Source organism: Candidatus Thiodictyon syntrophicum, from assembly GCF_002813775.1.
GTDB classification, from domain to species: Bacteria; Pseudomonadota; Gammaproteobacteria; order Chromatiales; family Chromatiaceae; genus Thiodictyon; species Thiodictyon syntrophicum.
Window position 1 is genome coordinate 577,888 of sequence record NZ_CP020370.1, and the last position, 24,747, is coordinate 602,634.

A 24,747-nucleotide genomic window follows, 5' to 3' on the forward strand; every position below is an offset into this window, starting at 1 on the left:
CGGCTGGCCGCCGCGGTCCTGAACCGGAGACGCCCGATTGGATATCGCCCCCTATCTCGAAATGATGGTCCGGCACGAGGCCTCGGACCTGTTCTTCACCCCGGGCTCGCCGGTCAGGATCAAGATCGAGGGGATCATCCGTCCGATCGGTGAGAGTCCAGCCTCACCGGAGTTTTGTCGCGAGGCGGTGCTGTCGATCCTGGACGCGGACAAGGCAAGCGCCTTCGCAACCGAGTGGGAGGTGGATTTCGCCATTGCCCTGGGGGACCGGGCGCGCTTCCGGGTCAATGCCTTCCACCAGCGCGGGGAGGCGGCCATGGTGCTGCGCTATATCCGCGCAAGCATCCCCACCGCCGCGGAGTTGGGCCTGCCGCCGATCCTGCCCAAGCTTATGACGCACAAGCGCGGGATCATCCTGATGGTCGGGTCGACCGGGTCCGGCAAGTCCACCACCCTGGCGGCGATGATCGATGCCCGCAACGCCGCCGCCCCCGGCCATATCCTCACCATCGAGGACCCGGTGGAGTTCGTCCACCCCCACAAGCAGTGCATCGTCAACCAGCGCGAGGTCGGGGTCGATACCAAGAGCTACGCCGCCGCCCTGAAGAGCTCGCTGCGCGAGGCCCCGGACGTGATCCTGATCGGAGAGATCCGCACCCGCGAGACCATGGAGGCGGCCATCGAGTTGGCCGGCACCGGGCACCTGGCCATCTCCACCCTGCATGCCAACAATGCCCACCAGGCGCTGGAGCGGGTCATCAATATGTTTCCCCAGGAGTTGCACAAGACCCTGTTCCTGGATCTCTCCATCAACATGCGCGCCATCGTCTCCCAGCGCCTGGTGCGCACCGTGAGCGGCAAGCGCTCCGCGGCCATCGAGGTGCTGGTCAACACCCCGCACATCGCCGATCTGATCCGCGACGGGCGGGTGGACGAGGTCAGTGAGGCGATGCAGGGCAGTAGCGAGGACGGCATGAAGACCTTCGACGACGCCCTGCTCGAGCTCTTTCACGCCGGGACCATCAGCTTCAGCGAGGCCCTGGCCAATGCCGACTCCGGCCCCAATCTCGAGGCCAAGATCAACTTCGCCTAGAACTTGAATTGCAGGCCGCGCATCCGATCGCGGAAATCGTTGTTGACCGACTCGATGTCCTGGTCACTGGCGATGACCTTGGGGATCAGGATGACGATGAGTTCGGTCCGCTTCGAGCCCTTACCGCGCGTCCCGAACAGGGGGCCGGCGACGGGCACGTCGTAGAGGCCCGGTATGCCGGACTTCGCGTCGGAACGGGAGTCTTCTATCAGGCCACCCAGGACCACCGCCTGGTTGGAGCGGACCGCAACCGTACTGGTGATCTGGCGCAATCCAAAGGTGGGGTTGTTGGGCGTATCGGAAGCGACCTTGTTGCTGACCTCCTGGAAGATACCCATCTGCACCAGCCCGCCGGGGGTCACGCGCGGTTTGACCTTGAGTTTGACGCCGACCTTCTTGTACTCATAACTGTTAAGGATATTGGAGCCCGCCTGGAGCGCCTGCTGCTGCTGGGTCTGCACCGGGACTTCTTGACCAACCTCGATATTGGCTTCTTGATTATCGATCACCATGACGGACGGCGAAGACAGGACGTTGACCAGCCCCTGGCTGGCGAGCGCATGGAGATTGGCAATCAGCCGCCCCGGATTGGCGACGATGGCCCAGTTGAAGCCCGGGAAGGTGCGGGCGAGCGCATTCGCCGCCGCGGCGGTCGTCGTCGCCGGGGTGGTCGCGGTCGTGGTGTCGGTCGTGAGGGGGGTCACCGCGTTGCGGTTAGTCGTGACGCCGTCCAGGGAAAAATCACTCTTGTAACCATCGCTGGCGTGCGCCAGCAGGTTCCAGGAGATCCCATACTTGAGATCTCCAGTCAGGGTGATCTCGATGATGGTCGCCTCCACCAGCACCTGCAGCGGGACTATGTCGAGTTGCTTGAGCGCATCCAGGATCTTTTTGTAGTCCTTGGGGTTTGACCGCACCAGGATCGAGTTGTTCGTCGCATCGGCGACGACGCTCACCTCCGAGCTGAGTTGAAAGGTGTGCGCCTGGGCGGTTTGGCCACCGGTCCCACCAGCCCCGCCCGGTACCCCCTGCCCGCCGGACAAACCGCCGCCCGTGCCGCCGCTCTTGCCAAACCCGCTGCCGGTTCCGCTGCTGCCGCCGGTGCTCCCACCCAGGCCGCTGCCCATTTGCCCGATCACCGCGCGCGACCCGATACTCGAGGTGCCGAGCCCCGGGGCGACGCCGCCCGTGGATTGCTTCTTCTCCTTGCCGTCGCCGGCGAAGAGCTTGGAGAGCACGTCCGCCAGGTTCTCGGCGTTGCCGTGCTTGACCCGGTAGACGAAGAGCTTCTCTGCGGCGCTGCCGCTCGCCTCGGCCATATCCAGGCGCTCGATCCAGTTGCGCGCCTGTTGGATGTAGCGCTCCTGCGGCGAGATCACCATCAGGCTGTTGGAACTCTCCACCGGGATGAAGCGGAACAGGCCCTTCATGGGGTTTCCCGATTCGTCGGCCAGCAGCCCCTCCAGTTGCGTCACCACCTCGTTGGCCTTGGCGTATTCGAGCACGAAGAACCCGACCGAGAGACCCTTCATCCAGTCCACATCGAACACCTTGATCGTGTCGATGAGATTGCCCATCTCCGGGCTGGTGCCGGCGACCAGGAGCAGGTTGCGCAGTGTATCCACGCGCACGACGCTGCCCTCCGGGGCCAGCGGCTGGAGGATGCGGCTCATCTCGTCCGCGCTGATGTACTGAAGCGGGATGACCTGGATGCTGTAGCCCGGGGGCAGGGGGCGGGTCGACTCACCGAGTTGCGGGACCAGATTGCCCTGGACCGCGTTGGCGATGGGGACCACCTCATAGGTCCCGGACTTGTAGACGATCGCTGCGTTGTTCATGCGCAGCAGCGTCTCCAGGGTCGGGATCAGGTGCTCGCGCCGCAACGGCCGGCCGGTCTGAAGCGAGGCGACGCCCTGCACCGCCGGGCTGAGCACATAGTTCACCTGGAGCAGGTCGCCCAGGATGACCTTCACGACCTCGCGGATGTCCGTGCCGTCGAAGTTCAGCGTCACATCACCCGGGGTGGTGTCCACGCTGGGGCCGGAGACCCGCCGCACGAAGCTGCCGGTCCCCCGCTGCACCGAGTCCACCGCCTTCTTGGTGTTCTTGTCATCGGACAGGTTGATGCCGGAGTCCTCGACCAGCCCGGCGGTCGGGGCCCCGGACGCGGTGGTCCCGGTCCGCCCGGCGGTCAGGTGGCCGCTGGCGGAGCCGACCTTGATCGTCGGGTCCCAATAGCCGCGCTCGCAGCCGACGAGTCCCAGAACCAACAGGGTTAGGGTCAATGCGGCCAGGGCGGGGCGCCCCGGCCGACGGCTACTGCGGCCGTTGCGGTGCTGGTCTTCGTCCATTCGGTCTCGGTTGGGGCGGCTTCGGCGGCGCGACCCGCTGGTCTGCGCCCGCCGCCTGTTTGCGTTGGGGTTCGCGCGACGGCGGCTTTAGCTGGCCCGGTGCCGCGGGGTTGGGGCGCCCGGCAGGGTTGGGGCGTACCGGCGCCGGGGCTGGTGCGGCGGGAGGCGAGGCTGGCGTCTGGGAGAAATCACGCAATAATAACTCATTCGTCTCGCCCTGTCGCTCAAACACCACGCGGTCGGCCAGGATGGCCTTGACCGACCAGCCGGCTTGCTCGTCCCCGAGCCGCAGGCGTTTGATCTGGGGTGTGCTGGGGTCGGTGATCCAGGCCGAGGTCGCCCCGGGAGAGATCAGGACCGCGCTCAGATCCAGGCCCTCCAAGGTGCCGTCCTGCACCGCCTCGGGCTCAGGTGTCGGCTCGGCGGCCGGCGGCGGCTCGGGTTTGCGCTGGGGTCGGAACAGTGGTCGCTCGGCGACGGACGCATAGGTCTCTTTGGCCTCCGGCGGCGCCGGCGTGGTCAGCGATGCGTCGGCCGCGGCGCCCGGGTCCGCCGCGGCACCCTGGTCCGACTGGGGGGGGCCGACCGGCGACAGCGGGCGCGGCCAGTCCCGCCACTGCAGCACCAGGACGCCCGCCAGCGCCAGGACCAGCAGGAGCGCCGCGGCCTTGATCACGCCTTGCCCCCGAGGGCGAACCCGAAGACGTCCAGGCGCACGGTCAACTCGCCGGCCTCATTGATCGCCGACGGGCGCCGGCCCGCACGGCCGCGTGCCACCTGCTCGGGCAGCTCTCCACGGGCGGACGAGCGCACCGAGACCTGCTCGACGAAGAGAAAGGGGCGCGCCTGATCGAGCTCATAGAGGACCTCGAGCAGGATATCGGTGGTACCTTGGATCTGGACCCGCAGGCGCACCCGCGCCGGCTGTTCGGCCTTCTCCTCGGGCAGCAACTGGGTGCTGATCAGGCGGCCGTGGGCGGCGGTGACGATGTCCTGCACCTTGCGTGTCAGTTCCGCGCCGGCCAGGTCCGGGGTGGGGGCATCGAAATAGAAGGCCTTGAAGTCCTGATTGCTGTTGACCTTCTCCAGTTCGGCGCGCAACCCGGGCAGGGTGGCAATGAGGCGCTGATAGCGTCCGAGTTGCTCCGAGCCGGCGGCGATGGCGTCGCCGAGCCGCCGGACCTCCCCCAGCCAGGGGATGGCGATGGCGGCGATGAGCAGAGAGGGGAGAAGGATCGCCGCACCCCAGACGAGTACACAGTAACGCTTGGTGGGGTTGGCCTGGGTCATGGCGGGGCGGGCTCGGCACGCTTGTAATTGAAGGCGAGGTTGAAGCGTTCCTTGCCGGTCTGGGCCACCTGGGTCACCGGGGAGCGGAACGAGACCCCGGAGATCCCCGGGGCGCCCTCCAGGAGGCCGATCAGGGCCGTGGCCCGACCGGACTCACCGCGCACCTGGACCTCGCCGCTCTGGTATTCGAGGCTTTGCACCCAGGTGTCGTCGGGGATCCGTTCGGTCAATTCCCGCAACATGTCGAGCATGCGCGGCAGTTCCCATTTCTGGCGCAGGACCTCGGTACTGCCGCGCCGCGCCCGTTCCAGTTCCTGGCGGACCTGATCCACCTGCACCGCCTGGGTGCGCGCCTTGCGCACCTCGGACTCCAGAGTCTCCAGGGTACGCGAGCGCTGCCACAGGGGCGTGACCAGTACCCCAGCACCCAAGAGCAGGATCAGGGCCAGGAGCAACTTGCCCGGATCGAGCAGCGGCTGACGGTGGCGCGGGCGCTCGGCCGGGGGCAGGAGATTGGCCTTGGGCCAGGCCCCCTCCCAGGTGACCTGATCCACCGGTGACCCGGCCTCACGCAGGCGCTTGAGCCAGCCCTCCACCAGGTCGCGCCGGGCCAGGGCCAGGTCCAGCGTGAGGCGCGCCTCGCCCTTGCCGCCGCCGACCACGCGCGAGTCATAGACCACCTGCTCCGGCCGGAAGGGCGAGAGCCGGTCCAACTCATAACGCAGGACGGTCGCCAGATTGTCGCGGACCTGGGCCGGCAGCGAGGTGCGGCGGGTCAACACGGCAGTGGCCGGCAGCAGCAGGATGGTCCGGCGATGCTGATCCTTGGAACGGTCGGCCAGGACCCCGGGCAGCGGCTCTCGCCCGCCGAGGTCGAGGGTGCCCAGGACCTCCCGGGTCTCCCCCGCGATCCACTCCAGGTGGGCACCGGGACCGTCCGCACGGATCACCAGGCGCCGATCGCGCCGCGCCAGGTAGCGCCGCACGGGCGTCGGCAGACAGGCGACGAAGCGCTCGCCGGACGGGCGCGGGGCACTGGCCCAAGAGCGTCGCGCGAGCCCGCCCCAGGGTCGTTTCAGAGCATCGATCAGGGCCATGGAACTAATACCGATACGACAACGATGGTGTCTGTGCCTAACCTGTGCTTGACTGGTTACTGAGCGGGCTGACCATCCCGCCTAAATCCGTCACGCTACCCGTCCCGGGGCACCGGGGCGAAAATACCTGGGCAGTGTAAGTCGGGCGCCCCGCCGGGCGCCAGTCAGCCGTTCGGCGCACCGCTCGGGGTCGGCGGCGCCGCTACCAGCCCGAAGCGCCGCCACCGCACCTGGTAGGGCGGGTTCCGGCCGGGCGTGATGCTCACCAGGGCCTCCATGGTCCGGGCCGTCGCGGCTCCCTGCTCCTTGATCTGGATGCGGTAGATGGGTCCGCCGCGGTTGAGCGCGCGCGGGGCCTGGGCGTCCGGCACCACCGGGCCAGTGCGTTGCTCGACCTGGAGTTGGGCGTCCGCGAGCGCGATACCCTGTTGGGCGGCGATCACGGCCGCCGAGGCGAAGGTCAGGTCTACCACGTCGCCTTCGGTATCGACGGTCACCTCCGGGGCCAGGTGCTGGTAGACCTCACGGTTGACCCCCAGGACCTGCTGCAGCTCCTCCACCGCGACGAAGGGGGCGTTCTTGGGCCCCAGCGCCCGCCCGGCGCTTTCGTATTCGCTGGCCTCGGCGCCGTTCAGGAGCTTGAGGTCGTCCTCGTCGCGCCAGTCGATGATGGCGTCGGCGATGGCCTGCGCCTCCTGTTCCTGCGCCCCGAGCGTCGCCAGCAGCGCGGACAGCACCTGCGCGGATGCCTCGTTCAGGTTGATCCGGGACTGCTCGTTGAACACGGCGATGGACAGCGCGTTGCCGTCGAAGTCCCAGGGCCGGGGCGACCCGTCGGGGACCCAATCCGGCGTTTGCGCGGCGTCATCGGCCGCCGCCATGCCACCTGAGCCGCCCTGCCGGACGCTCCCCTGGCCGACATCTTCCGCGGGCGGCGGGGCCATAAAGCTGAAGACGGCATAGGCGATCGCCGCATCCGCCGAGGCGCCGAAGCGGGCCTGCGCGATCAGGTTTTCCGTCAGCGCCGTCTCGGTGCGTCCGGCGGCGGTCATCCCGACCGCCATGACCGTCAGCAGGGTGAGGACCCAGAGGACCAGGACCAGGGCGATGCCGCGGCGCGCACCGCCGCGGTGCCTCAGGCGCGCAGGGCGGGGAGGGCGACGATCAGGTCCGGCCATGTCTGGTCAACCGTGCTCAGGTGGATGCGGATCAGGGCCGGCGGCGCCGGTTGCTCCAGCCACTCCTTATGCCAGGCGGGGTCATTCTCCCCCGCCAAGACCCCGTAGTAATTGATTTCGATCTCCGCCACGCCCTCCAGCAGCAGGGTGCGCCCGAAGGCCCCGGCGGCCGCGTCCTGGTCCAGGGCCGTCCCCCCCAGACCCATCCGCGTGTTCTCCTTGAGCGGCTCCCACTTCACCGTGCCCTCAAGCGTGCCCTCCAGTACCTGCGGGTGCATCAGCCAGCGGGTCAGGATCAGGGCGCGCTGCCGCCCGGCCCCCTCCACCTGCAGGCGCAGGATATAGACACCGGGGACCCCGACATGTTCGGACAGCGGGGCCGCATACTCCACGCGCTCGGCGTCACCGGCGAACACCGGCAGCAGGGCGCCGTCGAACATCAGGCTGACCGGGCGTGCCTGAATCAGGGTGCGCAACAGGAAGCCGTGGGCGAGCCGCACGGCCCCGACGCGCTCGGCGGTGATATCGACCAGGTCCCAGGACCGGGTGCCCACCCGTAACCCGGCAAACAGCAACACCATGATCAGTGAGACCATCGCGAGCGCGATCAGCAACTCCACCAGGGTGAAGCCGCGCGCCGCGCGCGCTCGTCGCGAATCAAGGTCGAACCGGACCTGCATGCTATTGCGCCGGCTCCCCCAGCCGCAGGGTGCTGAGCGTGAGGCGCCGCACCCGCGGGCCTTCCTGCCACAGGGCGGTCACCGTGACCCGATAGGCGGTCACCGCGGGTGCCACGTCGGAGAGCCCCGAAGCCGTGGGCGTCTCGCCGAGTTCGACCGGGACTATGCCGATCTGCCAGGCGAAGCCGTCCTCCGGGTCGCCGGAGACCGGACCCTCCTTGAGCGCGATGGCGCTGCCCACCGCGGCCAGGCGCGCCTGCGCAAGCGCCACGGCGCGGCTGTACTGGGCCGTGGTGATCGTGGTGATGGTGGCGCGCGAGAAGATCTGCATCAAGACCCCGAGCGACACGGCCAGGATCGCGAAGGCGACCAGCACCTCCAGCAGCGAAAAGCCGGCCTGACGACGGCGGCTCACTCCCGTTCCCAGGGTGCCATGCGTACCCGACCGGTGAGCCAGTTGACCCCGACCTGGTAGCCCGCGCCCCCGTTCGCCGTGTCGCGCGTCAGGATGATGACCCCGCCGGTGGAACTGCCGTCCGGAAAGAAGCGCACGGCTCCGCGCCGATCATCGAGCATCTCACGACTGGCCGCATTGAGCTTGACGTGCACCTGGCTGGGCAGGGAGAGGGTGCGCATGCCGGTGAGCGCGAACGTGCGCTCCTGCACATCGACTACCAGCGCGGCATCCGCCCCGGTGCGGATGGCGCTCTCCCGGGCGAGCCGCAGGGCCGCCGCGGTGCGGCGCGCCGCGGCCTTGAGTTCGACCCCGGGAAAGGCCGCGGAGATCAGGGGCGGTACCGCCGTCAGCAGCAGGGCGGCAATGGCCATGACCACCAGCAGCTCGACCATCGTGAAGCCGCGGCCACGGGCGACGCGCGGCCGGCGGCCCCGGGGCGTACCGGACAAGGCGCCGCGGCCTCAGTCCCAGCTCTTCACGTCCGCGTTCTCGCCCTCGCCCCCCTCCCGGTTGTCCGCACCCAGGGTCCAGATGTCGACCCCGCCGTGCTCGCCGGGGAACTTGTATTGGTACTCGAAGCCCCAGGGGTCTTTCGGCACATCGCCCTTCTTGAGATAGGGCCCGTTCCAGTTCGCGGCATTGCCGGGCTTCTTCACCAGGGCCTCCAGTCCCTCCTCACCGGTCGGGTAACGCCCGGTCTCCAGCCGGTACAGGTCCATGGTAGCGCTCAGGTCCTCGATCTGCAGGCGGGCGGTCTTGGTCTTGGAAGACCCCAGGAACTTCATGACCTGCGGACCCACCAGCCCGGCCAGGAGGCCCAGGATGGCGAGCACGACCAGGAGCTCGACCAGGGTGAAACCAGCGGTGCGCTTGGCACAGGACGGATACATCGCGAGACCTCCGAACCAACGAAATGATCCGGGCATTCTATGCCGACCAAGGTCGCGTGGCGAGTGATGGGGCCCCCCGGGTGCGTTGTCGTTGTCGTTGTCGTGATCGAATAATCCGACCACGATTACGACAACGACAACGACAACGACGCCCGGTCCGTGAGAACGTTCTGATCGCACCCAGGCTCCCCGGGGCGGGCGCCGGACGCACCGGTGCGGGAAAGCCATGGCGCCCCCGGCGGGACTCGGGGATAATCCGACGGCTTTTACCCAGGGGATTGTCGATGTTCAAGAACGCCAGGATCTATCGTCTCGGGGCACCCTTCGGCCGCGCCGCCGCGGAACTGGAGGCGGCGCTGGGGACCCGGCGGTTCCGCCCCTGCGGCCCGGTGGAGGTCGCCACCCTGGGGTGGTCGGCACCGCTCGGCGAGGACACCTCGGCCCTGGTGCACGGGGTGGGCGGCTGTCTGCTCCTGTGCCTGCGTAAGCAGGAGCGGCTGCTGCCGTCGTCCGCGGTCGCCGAGGCGGTGGACGAGCGCATCGCCGAGATCGAGGCCGGCGAGGCACGCGACCTCAGCCGCTCGGAGCGCCGCGCGCTGCGCGAGCAGACCGTCACCGAGATGCTGCCGCGCGCCTTCACCCGCTCGCGCCGCACCCTGCTCTATATCGACACCGAGTCCGGTTGGCTGGTGGTCGACGCCGCCAGCGAAAAACAGGCCGAGGAGGCGATTTCACTGCTGCGCCTGACGCTGGAGACCCTGCCGGCCAAGCCCCCGGCCCCCCGGCAGCCCCCCGCCGGCATCCTCACCGCCTGGCTGCTCACCGGCGAGGCCCCGGCCGATTTCATCCCAGCCGACGCCTGTGAACTGCGCGACAGCGAGGACAGCGCGAGCGTCATCCGCTGCAAGGGGCAGGATCTCGCCAGCGAGGAGATCCTGAACCACCTGCGGGCCGGCAAACAGGTCGTCAAGCTGGCCCTGGACTGGGACGAGCGGCTCGCCTTCATTCTGGCCGACGACCTGTCGCTCAAACGCCTGCGCGTCGGCGACGCCCTGCTCGACGAGATCGAGGACGGCGACGACCCGGCGGCGCGGCTCGACGCCGAGTTCGCACTCATGGCCCTGCAACTGCGCGAACTGTTCGTGCGCCTGGACGCGCTGTTCGGCCTGGTCGGCGAGCCTGCTTAGTCGCAGCACCTTGAACACCGTGGCGCCGGTGAAACAACCTGACGAACCGTGTGCGCCCGCCGGGGAGGCCCCGGACCGGCGCCGCCCGGTGCGTAGCTTTGTGCTGCGCCAGGGCCGGCTCACGGTGGCGCAGGAGCGGGCCTTTGTGGACCTGTGGCCGCGCTATGGGGTGGACTGGGTGCCCGGGACGCTGCTCGACCTTGCGGCCCTCTTCGGCAATGAGCGGGCGGTGGTGTTGGAGATCGGCTTCGGCAACGGGGACAGCCTGGCGGCGATGGCGGCGGCCGAACCGCTGCGCAACTGGCTGGGGGTGGAGGTCCACGCACCCGGCGTGGGCCACCTGCTGCTAGAGACCGAGCGGCGCGGGCTTACCAACCTGCGGGTGGTCCGCCACGATGCCGTGGAACTGCTCGCCGGGGGGCTGCCGCCCGCATCGCTCGCGCGGGTCCAGCTCTTTTTTCCGGACCCTTGGCCCAAGCAGCGCCACCACAAGCGCCGCATCCTGACCCCCGCCTTTCTCGACCTGCTGGCCCGCGCGCTGGTCCCGGGCGGGGTCTTCCACGCGGCCACCGATTGGGAACCCTACGCCACCCAGATGCTCGAGGTGCTGGAGGCCCAGGGCTCGCCGTTCGTGAACACCGCGGGGCCGGACCGTTTCGCGCCGCGCCCCGCCACCCGCCCCCTGACCCGCTTCGAGCAGCGGGGCGAGCGCCTCGGGCATCAGGTCCGCGACCTGGTGTGGCGGCGCCGCTGATGGGCGCCCTACGCCTGGAGGCGGTGCGTCCGCGGGTCCTGGCCCCGGTGAACCTGAGCCTGGCGGCGGGTGAGTTGGTCTTCATCTCCGGCCCCTCAGGTTCCGGCAAGAGCCTGCTGCTGCGTGCCGTGGCGGATTTGGACCCCCACGCGGGCGAGGTCTGGCTGGGGAGCGAGGCGCGCTCGACCATGGCCCCGGCCCGCTGGCGGCAACGGGTCGGACTCTTGCCCGCGGAGGCCTTTTGGTGGGCGGATGCGGTCGGCGAGCACTTTCCTGCGACCACCGGGCGCGTGCAAGACGTGGGCGAACGGGTCGCACCAGGGTCCGCGGACGGGGGGCTCGATGGCCTGCTCGCCGCCCTTGGCTTCGCGCCGGATGTACTGGATTGGTCGGTCGCGCGCCTCTCCACCGGCGAGCGCCAGCGCCTGGCCCTGGCGCGGCTGCTGGCCCAGGGGCCGGAGGCCCTGCTGCTGGACGAGGCCACGGCCAACCTGGACCCGGCCAACCGCGAACGGGTGGAACTGGTGACGGCGGCCTATCGCGCCGGTCAGGCCGCGGCGATCCTCTGGGTAAGCCATGACCCGGAGCAGCGCGAGCGCCTCGGCGGGCGGCAGTTCGGTATCCGGGATGGGCGCCTGGGGCCGACCGAAGCGGTGAGCGCGGGCCCCGCCCGCCTGGAAGACGGGCGATGAGTCTGGTCCTGCTCACCCCCTTCGACCTGGCCCTGGCGGCCGTCCTGGTGCTGTTGCTGGCGGCCATGTCCTGGTACCTGCATCTGGGGGTGGAGCGGCGCCTGCTGATCGCGGCGGCGCGCAGCACGGTGCAATTGATGCTCGTGGGGCTGGTGCTCAAGGCCCTGTTCGCGCAGACCAATCCCTGGCTGATCGGGCTCATGGCGCTGTTTATGCTGGCGGTCGCCGGGATCGAGGTCCTGCAGCGCCAGAAGCGCCGCTTCCGCGGGCCCTGGGGCTACGGGATCGGGGCGTTCTCCATGTTCATCTCCTCTTTCAGCGTACTGTTCTTGACGCTGACCCTGATCATCCGGGTGGAGCCCTGGTATCAGCCCCAATACCTGATCCCGCTTTTGGGTATGTTGCTGGGCAACACCATGAGCGGTGCGGCGATCGCGCTGGACACCCTGACGCGCGGCGCCTGGGACGCGCGCGGGCGTATCGAGGCGCGGCTGCTGGCCGGGGGTACCTGGGATCAGGCCATCGCGTCGCTGCGGCGGGACTCGCTGCGCGCCGGGCTGATCCCGATCGTCAACGCCATGGCCACCGCCGGCCTGGTCAGCCTGCCGGGGATGATGACCGGGCAGATCCTGGCCGGCAGCCCGCCCATGGAGGCGGCCAAGTACCAGCTCTTGATGATGTTCGTGATCTCCGCCGGGACCGGCCTGGGGTCGGTGGCGGCGGTGTGGCTCGGCTCCCGGCGGCTGTTCGATGAGCGCGAGCGGTTGCGCCTGGATCGGCTGCGCGACCAGGGGCGCGACCGCGGGTAGTAGGAGCGGCCCCCAGGCCGCGACGGGTAGCCGCAAGGGCACGTGGCCAGCGTTATGATCAAGGCCCGCCCCCGCGGCCGGCGCCCCGTCGGTCCGGTCCTTTTGGGCGCGCCGCTTCACCGGTAAAATCCCATTTCCAGTCGAATCATTGGTGCCGCCGCCGTGCGGCAACGGTAAGCCCCCACCCCTCGAGGACCTCCCGCGATGAAGCACTCACCACCAGCCGCCGCCCCGGCCCTGCTCCTCGTCGCCGCGCTGCTGGCGGCCGTCACCCCGCTCCAGGCCGGCCCGGACCGGCCCGCGGTCGGCAACGCGGCGGCGCCCCCGGCAAGTCCGGCGGCCGCGGCGGCGCCGGCACCGCAAGACGCCGGTGAGCCCGCGACCGGAGCGCCGCCGTCCCTGGAGAATACCTCCTGGTCGCCCGCGGCCTATCGTGCCGGCAAGGCCCTGGTCGAGATCGCCGCGGGCCCGCGTCCCGGCCGCTTTCGCTTCGAGGCGGGGCGGGTCGCCGGCACCGCGGGCTGCAACCAGATCGGCGGCAGCTACACCCTGGCGGGGGCGAGCCTGACCTTCAAGGCGAATATGGCCTCTACGATGATGGCCTGTCCGGAGCCGCTGATGAAGCAGGACAAGGCGGTCGGCCTGGCCCTGACCCGGGTCGCCGCCTACCGTCTGGATGGCGAATTGCTGGAGTTGCTGGACGCCGCGGGCGCGGTGCAGCTGCGCTTCGTGCGGCTCAAGCCCACCCCCCTGGTCGGGCAGGTCTGGCAGCTGACCGGCTACGACAACGGCAAAGAGGCCATCAGTTCGGCCCGCAACGGGACCGAGATCAACCTGGAGTTCCGCGACGACGGCACTCTGGGCGGCTCCGATGGCTGCAATCGCTACATGAGCGGTTACACCCTGAGCGGCGCGACCCTGACCATCGGCCCCCTGGCCAGCACCCGCATGGCGTGCAAGCCGGACGGGGCGGCGCAACAGGCCCGCGACTACGCGGCGGCCCTGGGCTCGGTGACCAGCTACCGCATTGAGGGCGGCGAGTTGCTGCTCCTCACCGGCGAGGGCAAACCGGCCGCCCGCTATCGCACGGAGGTGGTCCGGCCGGTCGAGGTCGAAGTCGCTGCCGGCGGCGGCGCCCTCCCCAGCGGTACGCCTGACACTGCGCAGACCCCGCAACCGGCCCTGACGGCCCCCGCCACAAGCACGGCTCCCCAGGGCGGCGCGGTCGGTGGCGGGGAGGCACCGCGGCGGAGCCTGCCGCCGACGCCGACGCCCTAAGGTTCCTTGGACTGCGGATCGCGGGCGACGCCGGATCGGCTACACTGGCGCCCCCGTTCCCGGTCGCGCGAGTCAATCGTCAATATGCACTGTTGGGCCCACAACTCTTTCGTCGTCATGGTGATCGCGCTCGGGACCCTGGGCATGATCGACGCCTGCGGGCAAAAGGGCCCCCTGTTCCTGCCGAAACCGGACGAACAACAGGCCCCGGCGAAGGGCGCGGAGGTGCCCAAGACGCCGGCCCCGACGCCGGTGTCGGCTCCGACTCAGGCGCCGGCCCCGGCCCTGCCCCCGGCGACCAACGCCGAACTGCTGGCATGGCCGGCGCAAAATCCGAGCGGCTGCACCGACGGGTGCTCGGGAGGAGCCAGGTAATGGACCATTTCAACTACCGCGACAACCTGCTCCACGCCGAGGACCTGCCGCTCACCGCCATCGCGCAACAGTTCGGCACCCCCTGCTATGTCTACTCCCGGGCGACGCTTGAGCGGCATTGGCACGCCTTCGACCGCGCCTTCCAGGGGCATCCGCACCTGATCTGTTTCGCGGTCAAGGCCAATGCCAACCTGGGGGTGCTGAGCGTTCTGGCGCGGCTCGGCTCCGGGTTCGACATCGTCTCGGTAGGCGAACTGGAGCGGGTGCTGGCGGCGGGGGGCGAGCCCGGCAAGGTCATCTTCTCGGGGGTCGGCAAGCGGGAGGATGAACTGCGCCGGGCGCTTGAGGTCGGCATCCGCTGCTTCAACGTGGAATCGGTGCCGGAGCTCGAGCGTCTCGACCGGGTGGCCGGGGACCTGGGTGTCATCGCGCCCGTCTCGCTGCGGGTCAATCCGGACGTGGACGCCCGCACCCACCCCTACATCGCCACCGGACTCAAAGAGAACAAGTTCGGGATCGACATCCGGGCGGCCGAGGCGGTCTACCGGCAGGCGGCGCGGCTGCCGCACCTGCGCGTCACCGGGATCGACTGCCACATCGGCTCCCAACTCACCGATCTCGCCCCCTTCCTGGCCGCCCTGGAGCGGGTGCTGGCCCTCGCCGATCGGCTGGCGGCGGCCGGCATCCCCATCGGCCACCTGGACTTGGGCGGCGGGCTCGGTATCCGCTACCTGGGCGAACACCCGCCGGAGCCCGCCGCCTATGCCGCCGCCCTGCTCCATCGCCTGGGCGGCCGCGGCCACGAGATCATCCTGGAGCCGGGGCGCGCCATCGTCGGCAACGCCGGCATCCTGCTGACCCGCGTGGAATATCTGAAACCCACCGAGCACCGGCGTTTTGCCGTGGTGGACGCGGCGATGAACGACCTGCTGCGCCCCGCCCTCTACCAGGCGGTGCAGGACATCGTTCCGGTCCGCCTGGACAGCGCGGCCGACGCCGCCCGCTATGATCTCGTGGGCCCCGTGTGCGAGACCGGGGACTTCCTGGGCAAGGACCGCCTGCTGGCCCTGGAACCGGGCGACCTGCTGGCCGTGCGCGGCAGCGGTGCCTACGGGTTCAGCATGAGCTCCAACTACAACAGCCGGCCGCGCGCCGCCGAGGTCATGGTGGACGGCGGGCAGGCCCACCTGGTGCGGCGCCGGGAGAGCATCGCCGACCTGATGAACGGGGAGTCGCCGCTCCCATGAAGCGCCGTCCCGAACCGGAACTCATGGAGGACGCCGAACAGGCCCTGGCCTATGCCCAGGCCGACTTCTCGGAGTCCAACGCACTCTTCATCAAGCTGCTCGGCCGGCTGGACCCCGCGCCCCTGCACCGCGCCCGCGCGCTGGATCTCGGCTGCGGCCCGGCGGACATCGTCTGCCGCTTTCTGCGCGCCTGGCCGCAGGCGACCTGCGACGCCCTGGACGGCTCCGCCGCCATGCTGGGGCACGCCCGGGCCGCGCTGGACCGGCTGCCCGGGGTCGCCGCACGCGCCCGGCTGCTGTGCGAGTGCCTGCCCAGCCCTAACCTGCCCCAGGCCCACTACGACCTGATCCTCTCCAACAGTCTGCTCCACCAACTGCACAATCCCCAGGTGCTCTGGCAGGCGGTGCGGGCCGCCGCCGCCCCCGGCGCCCAGGTGCTCATCATGGACCTGATGCGCCCCGCCTCCGCCGGTTGGGCCGAGGCCCTGGTGGCGACCTACGCGGCCGGCGAGCCCGAGGTCCTGCGCAGCGACTTCCGCAACTCGCTATTCGCCGCCTTCGAGCCCGCCGAGGTGGTGGAACAGTTGGCGCAGGCGGGCCTGAGCGCACTGGAGGTGGCGGTGGTGAGCGACCGGCATTTGGCGGTCTTCGGCCGTCTGGACGGACAATCTTCCTGATGGCGTTGCGGTTTACCAAGATGCACGGCCTGGGCAACGACTTCGTCGTCATCGACGCCGTGCGCCAGGTGGTCGAACTCGACACCGCGGCCATCCGGCGGCTGGCGGATCGGCACCGCGGCATCGGTTGCGACCAGGTGCTGCTGGTGGAGCGCCCGCGGCTGCCCGGCACCGCCTTCCACTACCGGATCTTTAACGCCGACGGGTCCGAGGTGGAGCAATGCGGCAACGGCGCCCGCTGCTTCGCCCGCTTCGTGCGCGACCAGGGGCTCTGCGATCAGACCGAGATCCCGGTCGGCACCGCCGCCGGTGCGATCCGTCTCTTCATCGAGCCGGACGGCCAGGTGCGGGTCGACATGGGGGTCCCGATCCTGGACCCGGCGCGCATCCCCTTTCTGGCGGATGCGCAGGCCCCGACCTACGACCTCGCGGTGGACGGCGAGACGCTCACCATCGGCGCCGTCTCCATGGGCAATCCCCATGCGGTGCTGCTGGTGGAGGACACCAAGACGGCGCCGGTGGCGCGGCTCGGCCCCCGCATCGAGTCCCACCCGCGCTTCCCTCAACGGGTGAACGTGGGCTTCATGCAGGTGCTGGCGCCGGATCAGGTCCGGCTGCGCGTCTACGAGCGCGGCACCGGTGAGACCCTGGCCTGCGGGACCGGGGCCTGCGCGGCGGTGGTGAGCGGACGCACCCGCGGTCTGCTCGGGCCGCGGGTGCGGGTCAGCCTGCCCGGCGGGGACCTTGTGATAGAGTGGTCGGTCAACGGGGGAGCGGTCCAGATGACCGGACCGGCACAACGGGTCTTCGAGGGGGAGATCGAGCCATGAGAAAGACAAAGGGCGAGGGGGGCGCGGCCGGGGCCGGGGCGAGCGAGGCCGCGATCACCGCAGGGCCCGCACCGGGGGAGGGCGCCGGGGCGACCGCGGCGGCGGCGGTCGCCGCCTATCTGCAGGGTCATCCGGACTACTTCGCGTCCAACCCGCAGATCCTGGCCGAGCTGCACATCCCCCACACCGCGGCCGGTGCGGCGGTCTCGCTGATCGAGCGCCAGGTCAGGGTGCTGCGCGCGCAACTCGAGACCGAGCGCGGCCGGCTGGCACAGCTCATCGCCCGCGCCCGCGAGTACGAGTCCTTCTCCGCCCGCCTGCACGCGCTGGTGCTCGCCCTGATCGCCGCCCCGGATCTTACGCGGGTCAGCGCCGCGCTCCAGGAGGGCCTGATGCACGAGTTCAGCGCCCAGGCGGTCACCCTCAAGGTCTTCCCGGTGGACCCCGCGGTCGGGGACCCCGATCCCCTGGTCGCCGCCTTCCGGGACTTCCTGGAGCGCAAGCACGCCCTGTGCGGCCCGCTTGACGAGGCCAAGAACGCGGCCCTGTTCGGCGATCTGCATGATCCCGCGGGCGAGCAGGTCCACTGCGCCGCCCTGATACCGATCCGCGCGAACGGACGCTGCGGCGTACTCGCCATCGGGGCCGCCGACCCGGACCGCTTCAAGCCCGACATGCGCACCGACCTCCTGGACCGCCTGGGCGAGATCGTGAGCTGCAAGCTGCAGATGCTGCCGCCTGAAGTGCCGAGCGCGGTGACGCCGCCGCCCCCGGCCCCCGCGAGCGAGGACGAACCCAAGCCGACGCCGACCCGGCGCAAGCGCACCAAGAAGACGGTCCCGGAATGAGCGAGCCGGAAGGGAGCCCCATCGAGCCCTTCCTCGCCCACCTGGCCCACGAGCGGCGCCTGGCCGAGCCGACGCTCTGCGCCTATCGGGCGGACCTGGAGCGGCTCACCGCCTGGCTGACCGCGGCCGGCGGGACACCGGACGCCATCACCCGCCTGGACCAGCAGCAGATCCGCCGCTATGTCGCCTGGCGGCACCGCACCGGGGTCTGCGGGCGCACCCTGCAACGCGAACTGTCGAGCCTGCGCAGCCTCTATCGCTGGCTGCTGCGCGAGGGGCGCGCCCAGAACAACCCCGCGGTGGGCATCCGCGCCCCCAAGACGGCGCGCAAACTCCCCGCCACCCTGGACGCCGATCAGTTGTGCAGCCTGCTCGACCGCCCGGTGGATGACCTGCTCGCCATCCGCGATACCGCCATGATCGAACTGTTCTACTCGTCCGGGCTGCGCCTGGCCGAACTGGTCAGCGTCAACTTAGGCGACATCGACATGGCCGACGCCATGCTCAGCGTCACCGGCAAGGGCGCCAAGACCAGGCGGGTCCCGGTCGGCGCCCAGGCGCGCGCGGCCGTGCAGCACTGGCTGCGGGTACGCGCCAATCTGGCCGCGGGCGACGAACCCGCGCTCTTCGTCAGCAGCCGCGGCAGCCGCATCCACCCCCGCACGGTCCGCACCCGGGTCGCCCAGTGGGCACAGGAACAGGGCGCCACCCGCAATGTGCACCCGCACCTGCTGCGCCACTCGTTCGCCAGCCACCTGCTGGAGTCGTCCGGGGACCTGCGCGCCGTCCAGGAACTGCTCGGGCACGCCGACATCAGCACCACCCAGATTTACACCCACCTTGATTTTCAGCACTTGGCCCAGGTCTATGACCAAGCGCATCCCAGGGCCAAGCGTAAGCCATGAAAGGATACCGGGTTCACACAATGGCCCGTTTCATCTCAGCCGCAATCCGGGTCAACGCAAAGTCCGTGGTCAGATCGGCCTTTTTGCGCTTGATCCCGGCGGCAACCCGGGCCGCGGCATCCAGGGCCGCGTTCAGCAACGGCGCCGGGGCCGTATCGACCCAGAAGCTCTCGTCGCTGATCTTGCGTTTGACCTCGAACGGCACGAAGGCCGTGGCCACCTGGTCGTAGACGCTCGGCACCCGCTGGACGGTGAGGCCCCCACCCTGCGCGGTGCGCTCCGCCACCAGCCGTCGGCAGGCGTCGAGTTCCTTCCAGAAGTTGTCATCGGCGTTGCCGAACTTCTGACGCCCGGTGATGAGCCCATAGGCAGTTCCGAGCGCCAACGCCGCTTGGGCGCGGCCGGATCGCTGGTTGTCCGCCTCCAGGTCGGCGACGTGGGCGGTGAGCCGAAATTCCGCGTCCGCCATCTCCTGAAGTCGGGTCACAAAGGATTCTGCATCGGCCTCGGAAAGCGTTGCAGAGTCGTCGAGATCGATCCCGGCCAGGCTATCCAGGTCGGCAATCAGCCGCGGCGCCCAGCCTTCGCCTTCCTGTATCGCGACAACAAAGGCCACGCACTCCAGGTCCAGCCCCTGCGGCCTGACGGCAATGCGGCGCACGCAACCGGGCTGCTCCCATCGCGCGCTCTGCGCCAGGATCGCGTCAAAGACCGGTTCCCCGTAGGTGGCGAACCGCAATGCAGGGCCAAGCGACTCGATGCCCTCCTCGTACAGCCGCCGGTCCGTGGTCAGTGCGGTACCGTCCAGCACGCCGGCAAGGCCGCGGAGCAACAGCGGCTCGCGCCCGTTGCCCGTCAGGTTGACGGCACAGGCACACCCCAGGGCCTTCAGATAAGCGGAACCGGTCAGGACGCCCCAGAGTCCATCCAAGGTGGCCGGCAGCCGCACGGCCGCGTGCGCCTGCTCCAAGCGCTGATAGATCTCATAGACCTCCTGCCCGGTCAGCTCGGTCTCGCGGATGCGCCGCTGACTGAAGGCAATCCGTTGGCGGGCCTCGGCCTCCAACTGCCCCTCAGTCACCTCGCCCGCCGCCAGCCGGCGGAAATCCTCCTCGGTGACCGGCAACATCGGCACCTGTTGATCGCCGACCACGGCGATCATACTGCCCAGCCGATCGAGCAACCGACCGTAGACGATCTCTTCGACCGAGCCCAGATAGCACAGGTTCTGGACGTGGATGTGCGCGTGCAGTTGGCCGATGCGATCGATCCGGCCGATCCGCTGCTCGACCTTGGCCGGGTTCCATGGCAGGTCGAAATTGACCAGAAAATCGGCCGTCTGGAGGTTGAGGCCCTCGGCCGCCGCATCGGTGCAGACCAGGATGTCGATCTGACCGCGCAGGAAGCGCTGCTTGATCTCGTCGCGCTCGGTGCCGATCAGCCGGCCGGTCGCGGGATCGGTGTATTGGCCACCGCGGCCCGAGTAGGTCCCCACCAACAGCCTGGCCTCGGCCTGCCGCAATCGCCGGACGAGGTCTTCCAGGGTATCCCAGAACTGGGTAAAGATGACCGTCTGCCGGACCCGGCCGGGCCGCGCGGAGTCCCTTCGCTGTTCCACATAGCCCAGCAGGGCTTGGGTCTTGGACGAGGCCGGCGCGGCGTCGTACAGGCTGCCCGCCAGCATCCCGCTGAGCTTTTCCAACTCCCAACGGAGATCCGCCTCGCTGCGGTTCTTGAGCAACTGCTCGATGACCTCCGCGTCGCCCTCTTCCTGTTCCAGATCATCATCGAACTGGGACAGGTCGGGGCCAGCGGTGGTCGTGGCGGCCCCCGGCGCGTCCAGCAGATGTTCCAGGGTCCCCTTGACCCGTTCGCGGCGCCGCCGCAGGGTCTCGCCGATGGCGTGCAGACTGGAGGCGAAGCGCCGCTGCAGAAAGCTCAGATAGAAGCCGGTGGAGACCCGCGCCTGTTGATCGTTGGCGGCGGCGACTTGCTGGGACAACTCCTGGGAATAGGATTGCAGGGCCTCGTAAGCCGCCTGCTCCTGCGGCGTGTATTGGATGCGCCGCATTGGCAGGATGTGCCGGTGCGCCAGGTTGGCTGTGAGCCGGCCCTGCTCCTGGTAGACCCGCAGCAGGGCGCGGTTGTGGCGCATCATCACCCGTGAGAGGGGCGCCGAGGCAAAGATGGCACGCAACAGTTGCTTGAGACTTGCCCCCGTCGGCTGGATGCCCCGCGTCAGCCAGTTGTCATACTGGGTCCGGTTCGAGGGACTGAGCACCGTCTGGCGGATAAAGGTTGCCAACTCAGGGTCATGCCGCCCAATCGAGGCTAGCACCCGGCGCAGAAAACCCAGATCCTCGTCCGAAACCTTCTCGCCCCGCTGGATACGGCCCTGGATCTCGTAATACGCCTGGGTCAGGGACGGATCATCCTGGAAGGGCCCGACCCGCCGCGTCAGGCGAAACAGGTCATAGACCTCGATCGGGTCGAGTTGCATGGGTGTCGCCGTGGCGAGCCACAGGGCACGCGTCTGCGGACGCAAGGTCTGGCTGACCGCCCGGTAAAGGTCGCCGTATTGGGGTTGCACGACGGTTCCCGCGGTGGAGTTGCTGCGGCGCGCGTAATGGGCCTCGTCGACCAGGGCGATGTCCCAGGTCTGCGCCGCCAACTCCCGCTGGCGCTCCTTGCGCCGGACCAGCCCGGTGGAGACGATGACCAAGGCCGGCGCAAAGACCGATTTGGCCGGAATCTGTTCCTCCATTGATGCAAATGGCGGATACAGATAGGCGTGCCGAACCTGGGGGCCGGAGAGCGCCCGCCCGAAACGCAGGAAAAACTTGGTCGCCAACTCGCTCTGCCACTGTCGGGCCAGGCTCGCGGGCGGCGCGATCAACACCCGCCGCGCCAGTCCGGACAGGATCAGCGAGCGCAGGGCCAGGCCCGCCTCGATGGTCTTGCCCAGGCCGACCTCGTCGCACAGCAGGAAGCTGTAGGGGTAGGAGGCGATCAACCGGCGCGCCACGATGGCCTGGTGGGGCCAGGGCTCCACCGGGGCCGTGACCATGCCGACGAAGCGGCCGTTGGGCATCCGCGGGGCCTCGCGCAGGATCGCAAACTGGAGCCACTCCAGCGCCGTCGGCCGCGGGACCTGCGGCGGGTGCGCGCTGGACCCATCGATCTCTTTCGGCTCAGCGACGGCGCTGCCGATCTCGATCAGTCGCTCGCGCACCGCCTGGGGCAGGTCCACCACATAGAGCCCCGGGTCCCGGTTGGCCCAGATGGCCTCGAAATCGGCCGCGTAGCTGTCGGCCCTGGCCGCCTCGCGGGTGCCCCACCAGTCGCAGTGCACCCCGATGTTCTCGGCGTTGATCAGCAGGGCGGTGCGCGACTCGTTCAGGGACCCCTCGGCGAGCAGCCGGTTGCCCTCGGCGTCATGGACGACGGCCCATTTCTCGTGGACATAGCCATCCTCGCGTGACTCGTAGGGGATGGCCATCCCGGTCTTGCGATGGCGGCGCAAGGCCACGCGGATCTCCAGGCAGCCGGCCTTGAGCATCCCGGCCAGCAGACCCAGGCCGTTCGCGACCGACTCCGGCCCGGACTGGGGCTCCGTAAGGGCGGCCAGCAGCGTCTTGGCGAGATGCCCGAGGTCCTGGTGGTCGAGAATGATCTGGGCGTCCTTCGGGTCCAGGTCCGCGCCTGCCACCAACCGCACGCGCCCCTGGTGTTCGACCAATGCCGAGAATCCCTGGGAGGCCGCGGCGAGTGAGGTCGAACGGAAGTACCCCGCCACCCGGTCGTAGCGCCGACTCAGGCGCAGGACCGGGATATAGAAGTCATGGAGCAGGTCGCTGGTGGTGCTGCGATAGCGGGGCTCCCAGCTGCGCTGCTGGAACGACTCGGGCTTGTCGGTGCTCGCCATCTGAGATTCTCTGATTCAGAAAGCGAGTGCTTCGGGCGCCTGAGCGAATAACTCGGCAAGCTCGGGAAGGTGCCGGTGTTGGCGCTTCATCTCGGCCCACACCGTGGCGTGGGGCGCCGTCTGAAACCCATTCCCCAGGCGTGCCAAGTCATCTGCCGAAGCGCCTGCTTCGCGTTGCTGGATGAACTCCCGCAGACGTGCGCGGTAACCGCCGAAGGCATCGGCCCGCGCGGCGACCAGGAGGTCGCGCTCATTGAGCCGCAAGACCCTGATCGTGTACTCGGCACGCAGGTACTCCGGGGTCTCCGGGACGTGCAGGGGCGTCAGTTGGAAGGTATCGCGGAGATCCAGCATCAGGAAGTCGAACGGGTCCTCACGCCGCGGGTCGAGTAGGGCCGGTTTACCCGCGGCAGGCGGCACGACTGGCGCCTTCCGCAGGCGCGAAACGTCGATGAACTGCTGCGTGTCTTGATCGATGACAGCGAACTGATTGTTCTTCGGTCCATTGCAGGGTCCGCAAGCATACAGATAATTCCGCCAGACGAAAACCAGCTCGGGATAGAGGTCCTTGGGGCTGTGATGCTCCACCTCATCGGCCGGGGCGTCCTCGCAATACATGCAGCGCCCAAGCCCCCTGCACATACTGGTCAGGGTATCGCGCACGGCGGCAAAGGCGGGATTCCTCCTCTTGTTACGGCTACTGAAGAGCGATTTGGCCGCCGCAACCCGGGCGGCATAGTTACCCTTCCCGTCGACCTCAGCCTGGTATTGCTCCAGCAACCCGTTTGCCTGGGCGGGAAGCACTGCGTCCGGTATCCTGATCATCACTCAATCGACCCGCGCGGCGACGGTCGGCAGGGCAGCACGGAGTTCCACCTGTTGCTTGCGCTCCGCCGCATCTAGGCCCTTGATCAGTTCCTTGTTGTTCAACTGGGCCAGGCGGTCGCGCATTCCCTGCGCGGTCGGCGACCGGGTATTCGCTGCCTCCGCGCCGAAGGCATCGGTGCCGTAGGCGTCCAGCACGTTGCCGTAGACCACGCGCTTGAATTCATTGCCATCCAGTAATCGGGCCTCCTCATTGGTTCCGGAGCGGGGCAGCAGCAGGATCGAACCGTGCTCCGCCGCCTGGCAGATCAGTGGGCTGTGGGTGGAGACGATGAACTGGATATTGGGGAAGTGTTCGCAGAGCCAGAATCCGATGCGCTTCTGCCAGGTCGGATGCAGATGGGCGTCGACCTCGTCGATGAGTACGACACCACCGGCCCACACTTTTTCAGGGTCATTCCAATCAAAGATCTGCCCCGGTCCAAACGCGAAGGAGAGTTGTCGAATCAGCTCAAAGGTCATGCTCAGGATCGAGCGGTACCCATCGCTAAGCTCCTGCACGGGAATCGACACCCCCGATGCGTCTGAAAAAACCACCTGCTTCGGCGTGATGTCTTTTAGTCGTACGCCCGACGGCAAGAAGCCATCCTGGTTGATGAATCGTTTTAACGGATCCAGTAGAACGTGAGCATCGTCCTGAAAAAGCCCCTCAGCGCGTAACCCGACCAGCCACTCCAACCCCTCCGTCAGTGCGATGCCTTCGCCATAAAGCGACAAGTGTCGATTTAGTCGAAGCAGGGTCCCCGATGTGGATTGCTCCACGCGCCCCACGCCCCCGGTAAAACGCCGAAACGGGCCGTATGAAGCCGCGAACCAGCCTCGTTCGCTGCCCCAAACGTGTCTGTTTGGGTCAGGTTTGCTTTTCAGCGGCTCAAATGAAGGGGCCTTCGTGTCGTCGTCTGCTCGCGCCAGTTTCAAGCCCAAAGGCAGAACGGTATCCGCGGCCGGCGTTGTTCCCTTCCCAGCAAAGCCGTCGAAATCTGGATTCCAGGCGATTCGTAGCTCGATCTCGCCTGCGTCGCAGCCATCACGCAACCAGGCATCCCAGGGCTGCCTTAACCCGTAGGATTCGCGCGGCCCCAGCAACGCGACAGCGATCGACTTCAATAGCGTCGACTTGCCTGCCCCATTATCGCCAAGTACCACATGCCAGCCCTTGGCCTTGTCCGCCGGTATGTCCCAGGTCAGCTCACGAATAGACTTGATGTTCTTTATGTGAATCTGGCGGATATGCATGACTCGAACCTCACCGGAAGGGCGATATGCCCCGCTTGTTCTCGTGACACCGCTTTGCGGTGT

Annotated in this window: 24 protein-coding genes; 12 read left to right on the plus strand and 12 right to left on the minus strand. The window is 68.7% G+C overall.

The genetic code is table 11. The annotated features are described in order from the left end of the window. Positions 1-61 precede the first annotated feature (61 nt). Complete coding sequence (locus tag THSYN_RS02485; protein ID WP_100922267.1) at positions 62-1,093, plus strand: PilT/PilU family type 4a pilus ATPase; 1,032 nt, start codon at positions 62-64, stop codon at positions 1,091-1,093. Here the strand turns inward: THSYN_RS02485 and gspD are convergent. From gspD to gspG, 9 genes are all read right to left on the minus strand, one after another. After that, a complete protein-coding gene (gene gspD, locus THSYN_RS02490; protein WP_100917746.1) occupies positions 1,090-3,444 on the minus strand; it encodes a type II secretion system secretin GspD in 2,355 nt (784 codons plus the stop codon). The two genes, THSYN_RS02485 and gspD, sit on opposite strands and share 4 nt — an antisense overlap. Beyond that, positions 3,410-4,120, minus strand: a complete 711-nt coding sequence (locus THSYN_RS02495) for a type II secretion system protein N (RefSeq protein ID WP_236848776.1) — start codon at positions 4,118-4,120, stop codon at positions 3,410-3,412. Before THSYN_RS02495 ends, gspD begins: the two co-directional genes overlap by 35 nt. Then, positions 4,117-4,734 (minus strand): type II secretion system protein GspM, encoded by a 618-nt coding sequence (gspM, locus tag THSYN_RS02500; RefSeq protein ID WP_100917747.1) that lies wholly within the window; start codon positions 4,732-4,734, stop codon positions 4,117-4,119. Before gspM ends, THSYN_RS02495 begins: the two co-directional genes overlap by 4 nt. Further along, positions 4,731-5,831 carry a PilN domain-containing protein gene (locus THSYN_RS02505; protein WP_100917748.1) on the minus strand — a complete coding sequence of 367 codons (1,101 nt, stop codon included), beginning with the start codon at positions 5,829-5,831 and terminating at the stop codon, positions 4,731-4,733. The genes gspM and THSYN_RS02505 overlap by 4 nt, the downstream gene beginning before the upstream one ends. Before the next feature lie 164 nt (positions 5,832-5,995). Next, positions 5,996-7,009, minus strand: coding sequence for a type II secretion system minor pseudopilin (locus THSYN_RS02510; protein WP_100917749.1), 1,014 nt, complete (start codon positions 7,007-7,009; stop codon positions 5,996-5,998). Further along, on the minus strand, positions 6,967-7,689 hold the full coding sequence (locus THSYN_RS02515; protein ID WP_100917750.1) for a prepilin-type N-terminal cleavage/methylation domain-containing protein: 723 nt from the start codon (positions 7,687-7,689) through the stop codon (positions 6,967-6,969). The genes THSYN_RS02510 and THSYN_RS02515 overlap by 43 nt, the downstream gene beginning before the upstream one ends. Position 7,690: 1 nt before the next feature. Next, positions 7,691-8,104 (minus strand): type IV pilus modification PilV family protein, encoded by a 414-nt coding sequence (locus THSYN_RS02520; protein WP_100917751.1) that lies wholly within the window; start codon positions 8,102-8,104, stop codon positions 7,691-7,693. Then, positions 8,101-8,538 (minus strand): GspH/FimT family pseudopilin, encoded by a 438-nt coding sequence (locus THSYN_RS02525; protein ID WP_100917752.1) that lies wholly within the window; start codon positions 8,536-8,538, stop codon positions 8,101-8,103. Before THSYN_RS02525 ends, THSYN_RS02520 begins: the two co-directional genes overlap by 4 nt. Positions 8,539-8,607: 69 nt before the next feature. Continuing rightward, positions 8,608-9,036, minus strand: a complete 429-nt coding sequence (gspG, locus tag THSYN_RS02530) for a type II secretion system major pseudopilin GspG (protein ID WP_100917753.1) — start codon at positions 9,034-9,036, stop codon at positions 8,608-8,610. 284 nt (positions 9,037-9,320) lie between these two features. On the opposite strand from gspG, the gene THSYN_RS02535 reads away from it, so the two are divergent. The 11 genes from THSYN_RS02535 (at position 9,321) to xerC (ending at position 18,638) form a co-directional block, all read left to right on the plus strand. Continuing rightward, positions 9,321-10,223, plus strand: a complete 903-nt coding sequence (locus tag THSYN_RS02535; protein WP_100917754.1) for a recombination-associated protein RdgC — start codon at positions 9,321-9,323, stop codon at positions 10,221-10,223. 28 nt (positions 10,224-10,251) lie between these two features. Next, complete coding sequence (gene trmB / locus THSYN_RS02540) at positions 10,252-10,977, plus strand: tRNA (guanosine(46)-N7)-methyltransferase TrmB (protein ID WP_100922269.1); 726 nt, start codon at positions 10,252-10,254, stop codon at positions 10,975-10,977. Next, the gene (locus THSYN_RS02545) at positions 10,977-11,669 is read left to right on the plus strand and encodes an ABC transporter ATP-binding protein (RefSeq protein ID WP_100922270.1); all 693 of its coding nucleotides are present in this window, start codon (positions 10,977-10,979) and stop codon (positions 11,667-11,669) included. The genes trmB and THSYN_RS02545 overlap by 1 nt, the downstream gene beginning before the upstream one ends. Next, a complete protein-coding gene (locus THSYN_RS02550; RefSeq protein ID WP_100917755.1) occupies positions 11,666-12,478 on the plus strand; it encodes an ABC transporter permease in 813 nt (270 codons plus the stop codon). Before THSYN_RS02545 ends, THSYN_RS02550 begins: the two co-directional genes overlap by 4 nt. Before the next feature lie 204 nt (positions 12,479-12,682). Next, positions 12,683-13,756, plus strand: coding sequence for an META domain-containing protein (locus THSYN_RS02555; protein WP_100917756.1), 1,074 nt, complete (start codon positions 12,683-12,685; stop codon positions 13,754-13,756). Positions 13,757-13,840: 84 nt separating this feature from the next. Then, a complete protein-coding gene (locus THSYN_RS02560; protein WP_100917757.1) occupies positions 13,841-14,131 on the plus strand; it encodes an LptM family lipoprotein in 291 nt (96 codons plus the stop codon). Further along, positions 14,131-15,378 carry a diaminopimelate decarboxylase gene (gene lysA / locus THSYN_RS02565; RefSeq protein ID WP_100917758.1) on the plus strand — a complete coding sequence of 416 codons (1,248 nt, stop codon included), beginning with the start codon at positions 14,131-14,133 and terminating at the stop codon, positions 15,376-15,378. The genes THSYN_RS02560 and lysA overlap by 1 nt, the downstream gene beginning before the upstream one ends. Then, complete coding sequence (locus THSYN_RS02570; protein WP_100917759.1) at positions 15,375-16,055, plus strand: class I SAM-dependent methyltransferase; 681 nt, start codon at positions 15,375-15,377, stop codon at positions 16,053-16,055. Before lysA ends, THSYN_RS02570 begins: the two co-directional genes overlap by 4 nt. Continuing rightward, a complete protein-coding gene (gene dapF / locus THSYN_RS02575; RefSeq protein WP_100917760.1) occupies positions 16,055-16,885 on the plus strand; it encodes a diaminopimelate epimerase in 831 nt (276 codons plus the stop codon). Before THSYN_RS02570 ends, dapF begins: the two co-directional genes overlap by 1 nt. Next, a complete protein-coding gene (locus THSYN_RS02580; protein WP_100917761.1) occupies positions 16,882-17,733 on the plus strand; it encodes a DUF484 family protein in 852 nt (283 codons plus the stop codon). Before dapF ends, THSYN_RS02580 begins: the two co-directional genes overlap by 4 nt. Then, on the plus strand, positions 17,730-18,638 hold the full coding sequence (gene xerC, locus THSYN_RS02585) for a tyrosine recombinase XerC (protein WP_100917762.1): 909 nt from the start codon (positions 17,730-17,732) through the stop codon (positions 18,636-18,638). Before THSYN_RS02580 ends, xerC begins: the two co-directional genes overlap by 4 nt. A gap of 13 nt (positions 18,639-18,651) precedes the next feature. On the opposite strand, the gene THSYN_RS02590 is transcribed toward xerC, so the two are convergent. Genes THSYN_RS02590 through THSYN_RS02600 form a run of 3 tightly spaced genes read right to left on the minus strand, consistent with a single transcriptional unit; the run spans position 18,652 to position 24,684 of the window. Further along, a complete protein-coding gene (locus tag THSYN_RS02590) occupies positions 18,652-22,563 on the minus strand; it encodes a helicase-related protein (protein WP_100917763.1) in 3,912 nt (1,303 codons plus the stop codon). Positions 22,564-22,578: 15 nt separating this feature from the next. Then, entirely contained in the window at positions 22,579-23,388 is an 810-nt protein-coding gene (locus THSYN_RS02595; protein WP_100917764.1) for an HNH endonuclease family protein, read from the minus strand. Positions 23,389-23,391: 3 nt separating this feature from the next. Then, complete coding sequence (locus THSYN_RS02600) at positions 23,392-24,684, minus strand: AAA family ATPase (protein ID WP_100917765.1); 1,293 nt, start codon at positions 24,682-24,684, stop codon at positions 23,392-23,394. Between the last annotated feature and the right edge of the window lie 63 nt (positions 24,685-24,747).

Excerpts from the sequence above, each read along its gene's own strand:
- THSYN_RS02485 (WP_100922267.1), top strand. The coding sequence starts at position 62 with ATGATGGTCCGGCACGAGGCCTCGGACCTGTTCTTCACCCCGGGCTCG.
- gspD (WP_100917746.1), bottom strand. The coding sequence starts at position 3,444 with ATGGACGAAGACCAGCACCGCAACGGCCGCAGTAGCCGTCGGCCGGGG.
- gspM (WP_100917747.1), bottom strand. The coding sequence starts at position 4,734 with ATGACCCAGGCCAACCCCACCAAGCGTTACTGTGTACTCGTCTGGGGT.
- THSYN_RS02505 (WP_100917748.1), bottom strand. The coding sequence starts at position 5,831 with ATGGCCCTGATCGATGCTCTGAAACGACCCTGGGGCGGGCTCGCGCGA.
- THSYN_RS02510 (WP_100917749.1), bottom strand. The coding sequence starts at position 7,009 with ATGGCCGGACCTGATCGTCGCCCTCCCCGCCCTGCGCGCCTGAGGCAC.
- THSYN_RS02515 (WP_100917750.1), bottom strand. The coding sequence starts at position 7,689 with ATGCAGGTCCGGTTCGACCTTGATTCGCGACGAGCGCGCGCGGCGCGC.
- THSYN_RS02525 (WP_100917752.1), bottom strand. The coding sequence starts at position 8,538 with ATGGTCGAGCTGCTGGTGGTCATGGCCATTGCCGCCCTGCTGCTGACG.
- gspG (WP_100917753.1), bottom strand. The coding sequence starts at position 9,036 with ATGTATCCGTCCTGTGCCAAGCGCACCGCTGGTTTCACCCTGGTCGAG.
- THSYN_RS02535 (WP_100917754.1), top strand. The coding sequence starts at position 9,321 with ATGTTCAAGAACGCCAGGATCTATCGTCTCGGGGCACCCTTCGGCCGC.
- THSYN_RS02545 (WP_100922270.1), top strand. The coding sequence starts at position 10,977 with ATGGGCGCCCTACGCCTGGAGGCGGTGCGTCCGCGGGTCCTGGCCCCG.
- THSYN_RS02550 (WP_100917755.1), top strand. The coding sequence starts at position 11,666 with ATGAGTCTGGTCCTGCTCACCCCCTTCGACCTGGCCCTGGCGGCCGTC.
- THSYN_RS02555 (WP_100917756.1), top strand. The coding sequence starts at position 12,683 with ATGAAGCACTCACCACCAGCCGCCGCCCCGGCCCTGCTCCTCGTCGCC.
- THSYN_RS02560 (WP_100917757.1), top strand. The coding sequence starts at position 13,841 with ATGCACTGTTGGGCCCACAACTCTTTCGTCGTCATGGTGATCGCGCTC.
- lysA (WP_100917758.1), top strand. The coding sequence starts at position 14,131 with ATGGACCATTTCAACTACCGCGACAACCTGCTCCACGCCGAGGACCTG.
- THSYN_RS02570 (WP_100917759.1), top strand. The coding sequence starts at position 15,375 with ATGAAGCGCCGTCCCGAACCGGAACTCATGGAGGACGCCGAACAGGCC.
- dapF (WP_100917760.1), top strand. The coding sequence starts at position 16,055 with ATGGCGTTGCGGTTTACCAAGATGCACGGCCTGGGCAACGACTTCGTC.
- THSYN_RS02580 (WP_100917761.1), top strand. The coding sequence starts at position 16,882 with ATGAGAAAGACAAAGGGCGAGGGGGGCGCGGCCGGGGCCGGGGCGAGC.
- xerC (WP_100917762.1), top strand. The coding sequence starts at position 17,730 with ATGAGCGAGCCGGAAGGGAGCCCCATCGAGCCCTTCCTCGCCCACCTG.
- THSYN_RS02590 (WP_100917763.1), bottom strand. The coding sequence starts at position 22,563 with ATGGCGAGCACCGACAAGCCCGAGTCGTTCCAGCAGCGCAGCTGGGAG.
- THSYN_RS02595 (WP_100917764.1), bottom strand. The coding sequence starts at position 23,388 with ATGATCAGGATACCGGACGCAGTGCTTCCCGCCCAGGCAAACGGGTTG.
- THSYN_RS02600 (WP_100917765.1), bottom strand. The coding sequence starts at position 24,684 with ATGCATATCCGCCAGATTCACATAAAGAACATCAAGTCTATTCGTGAG.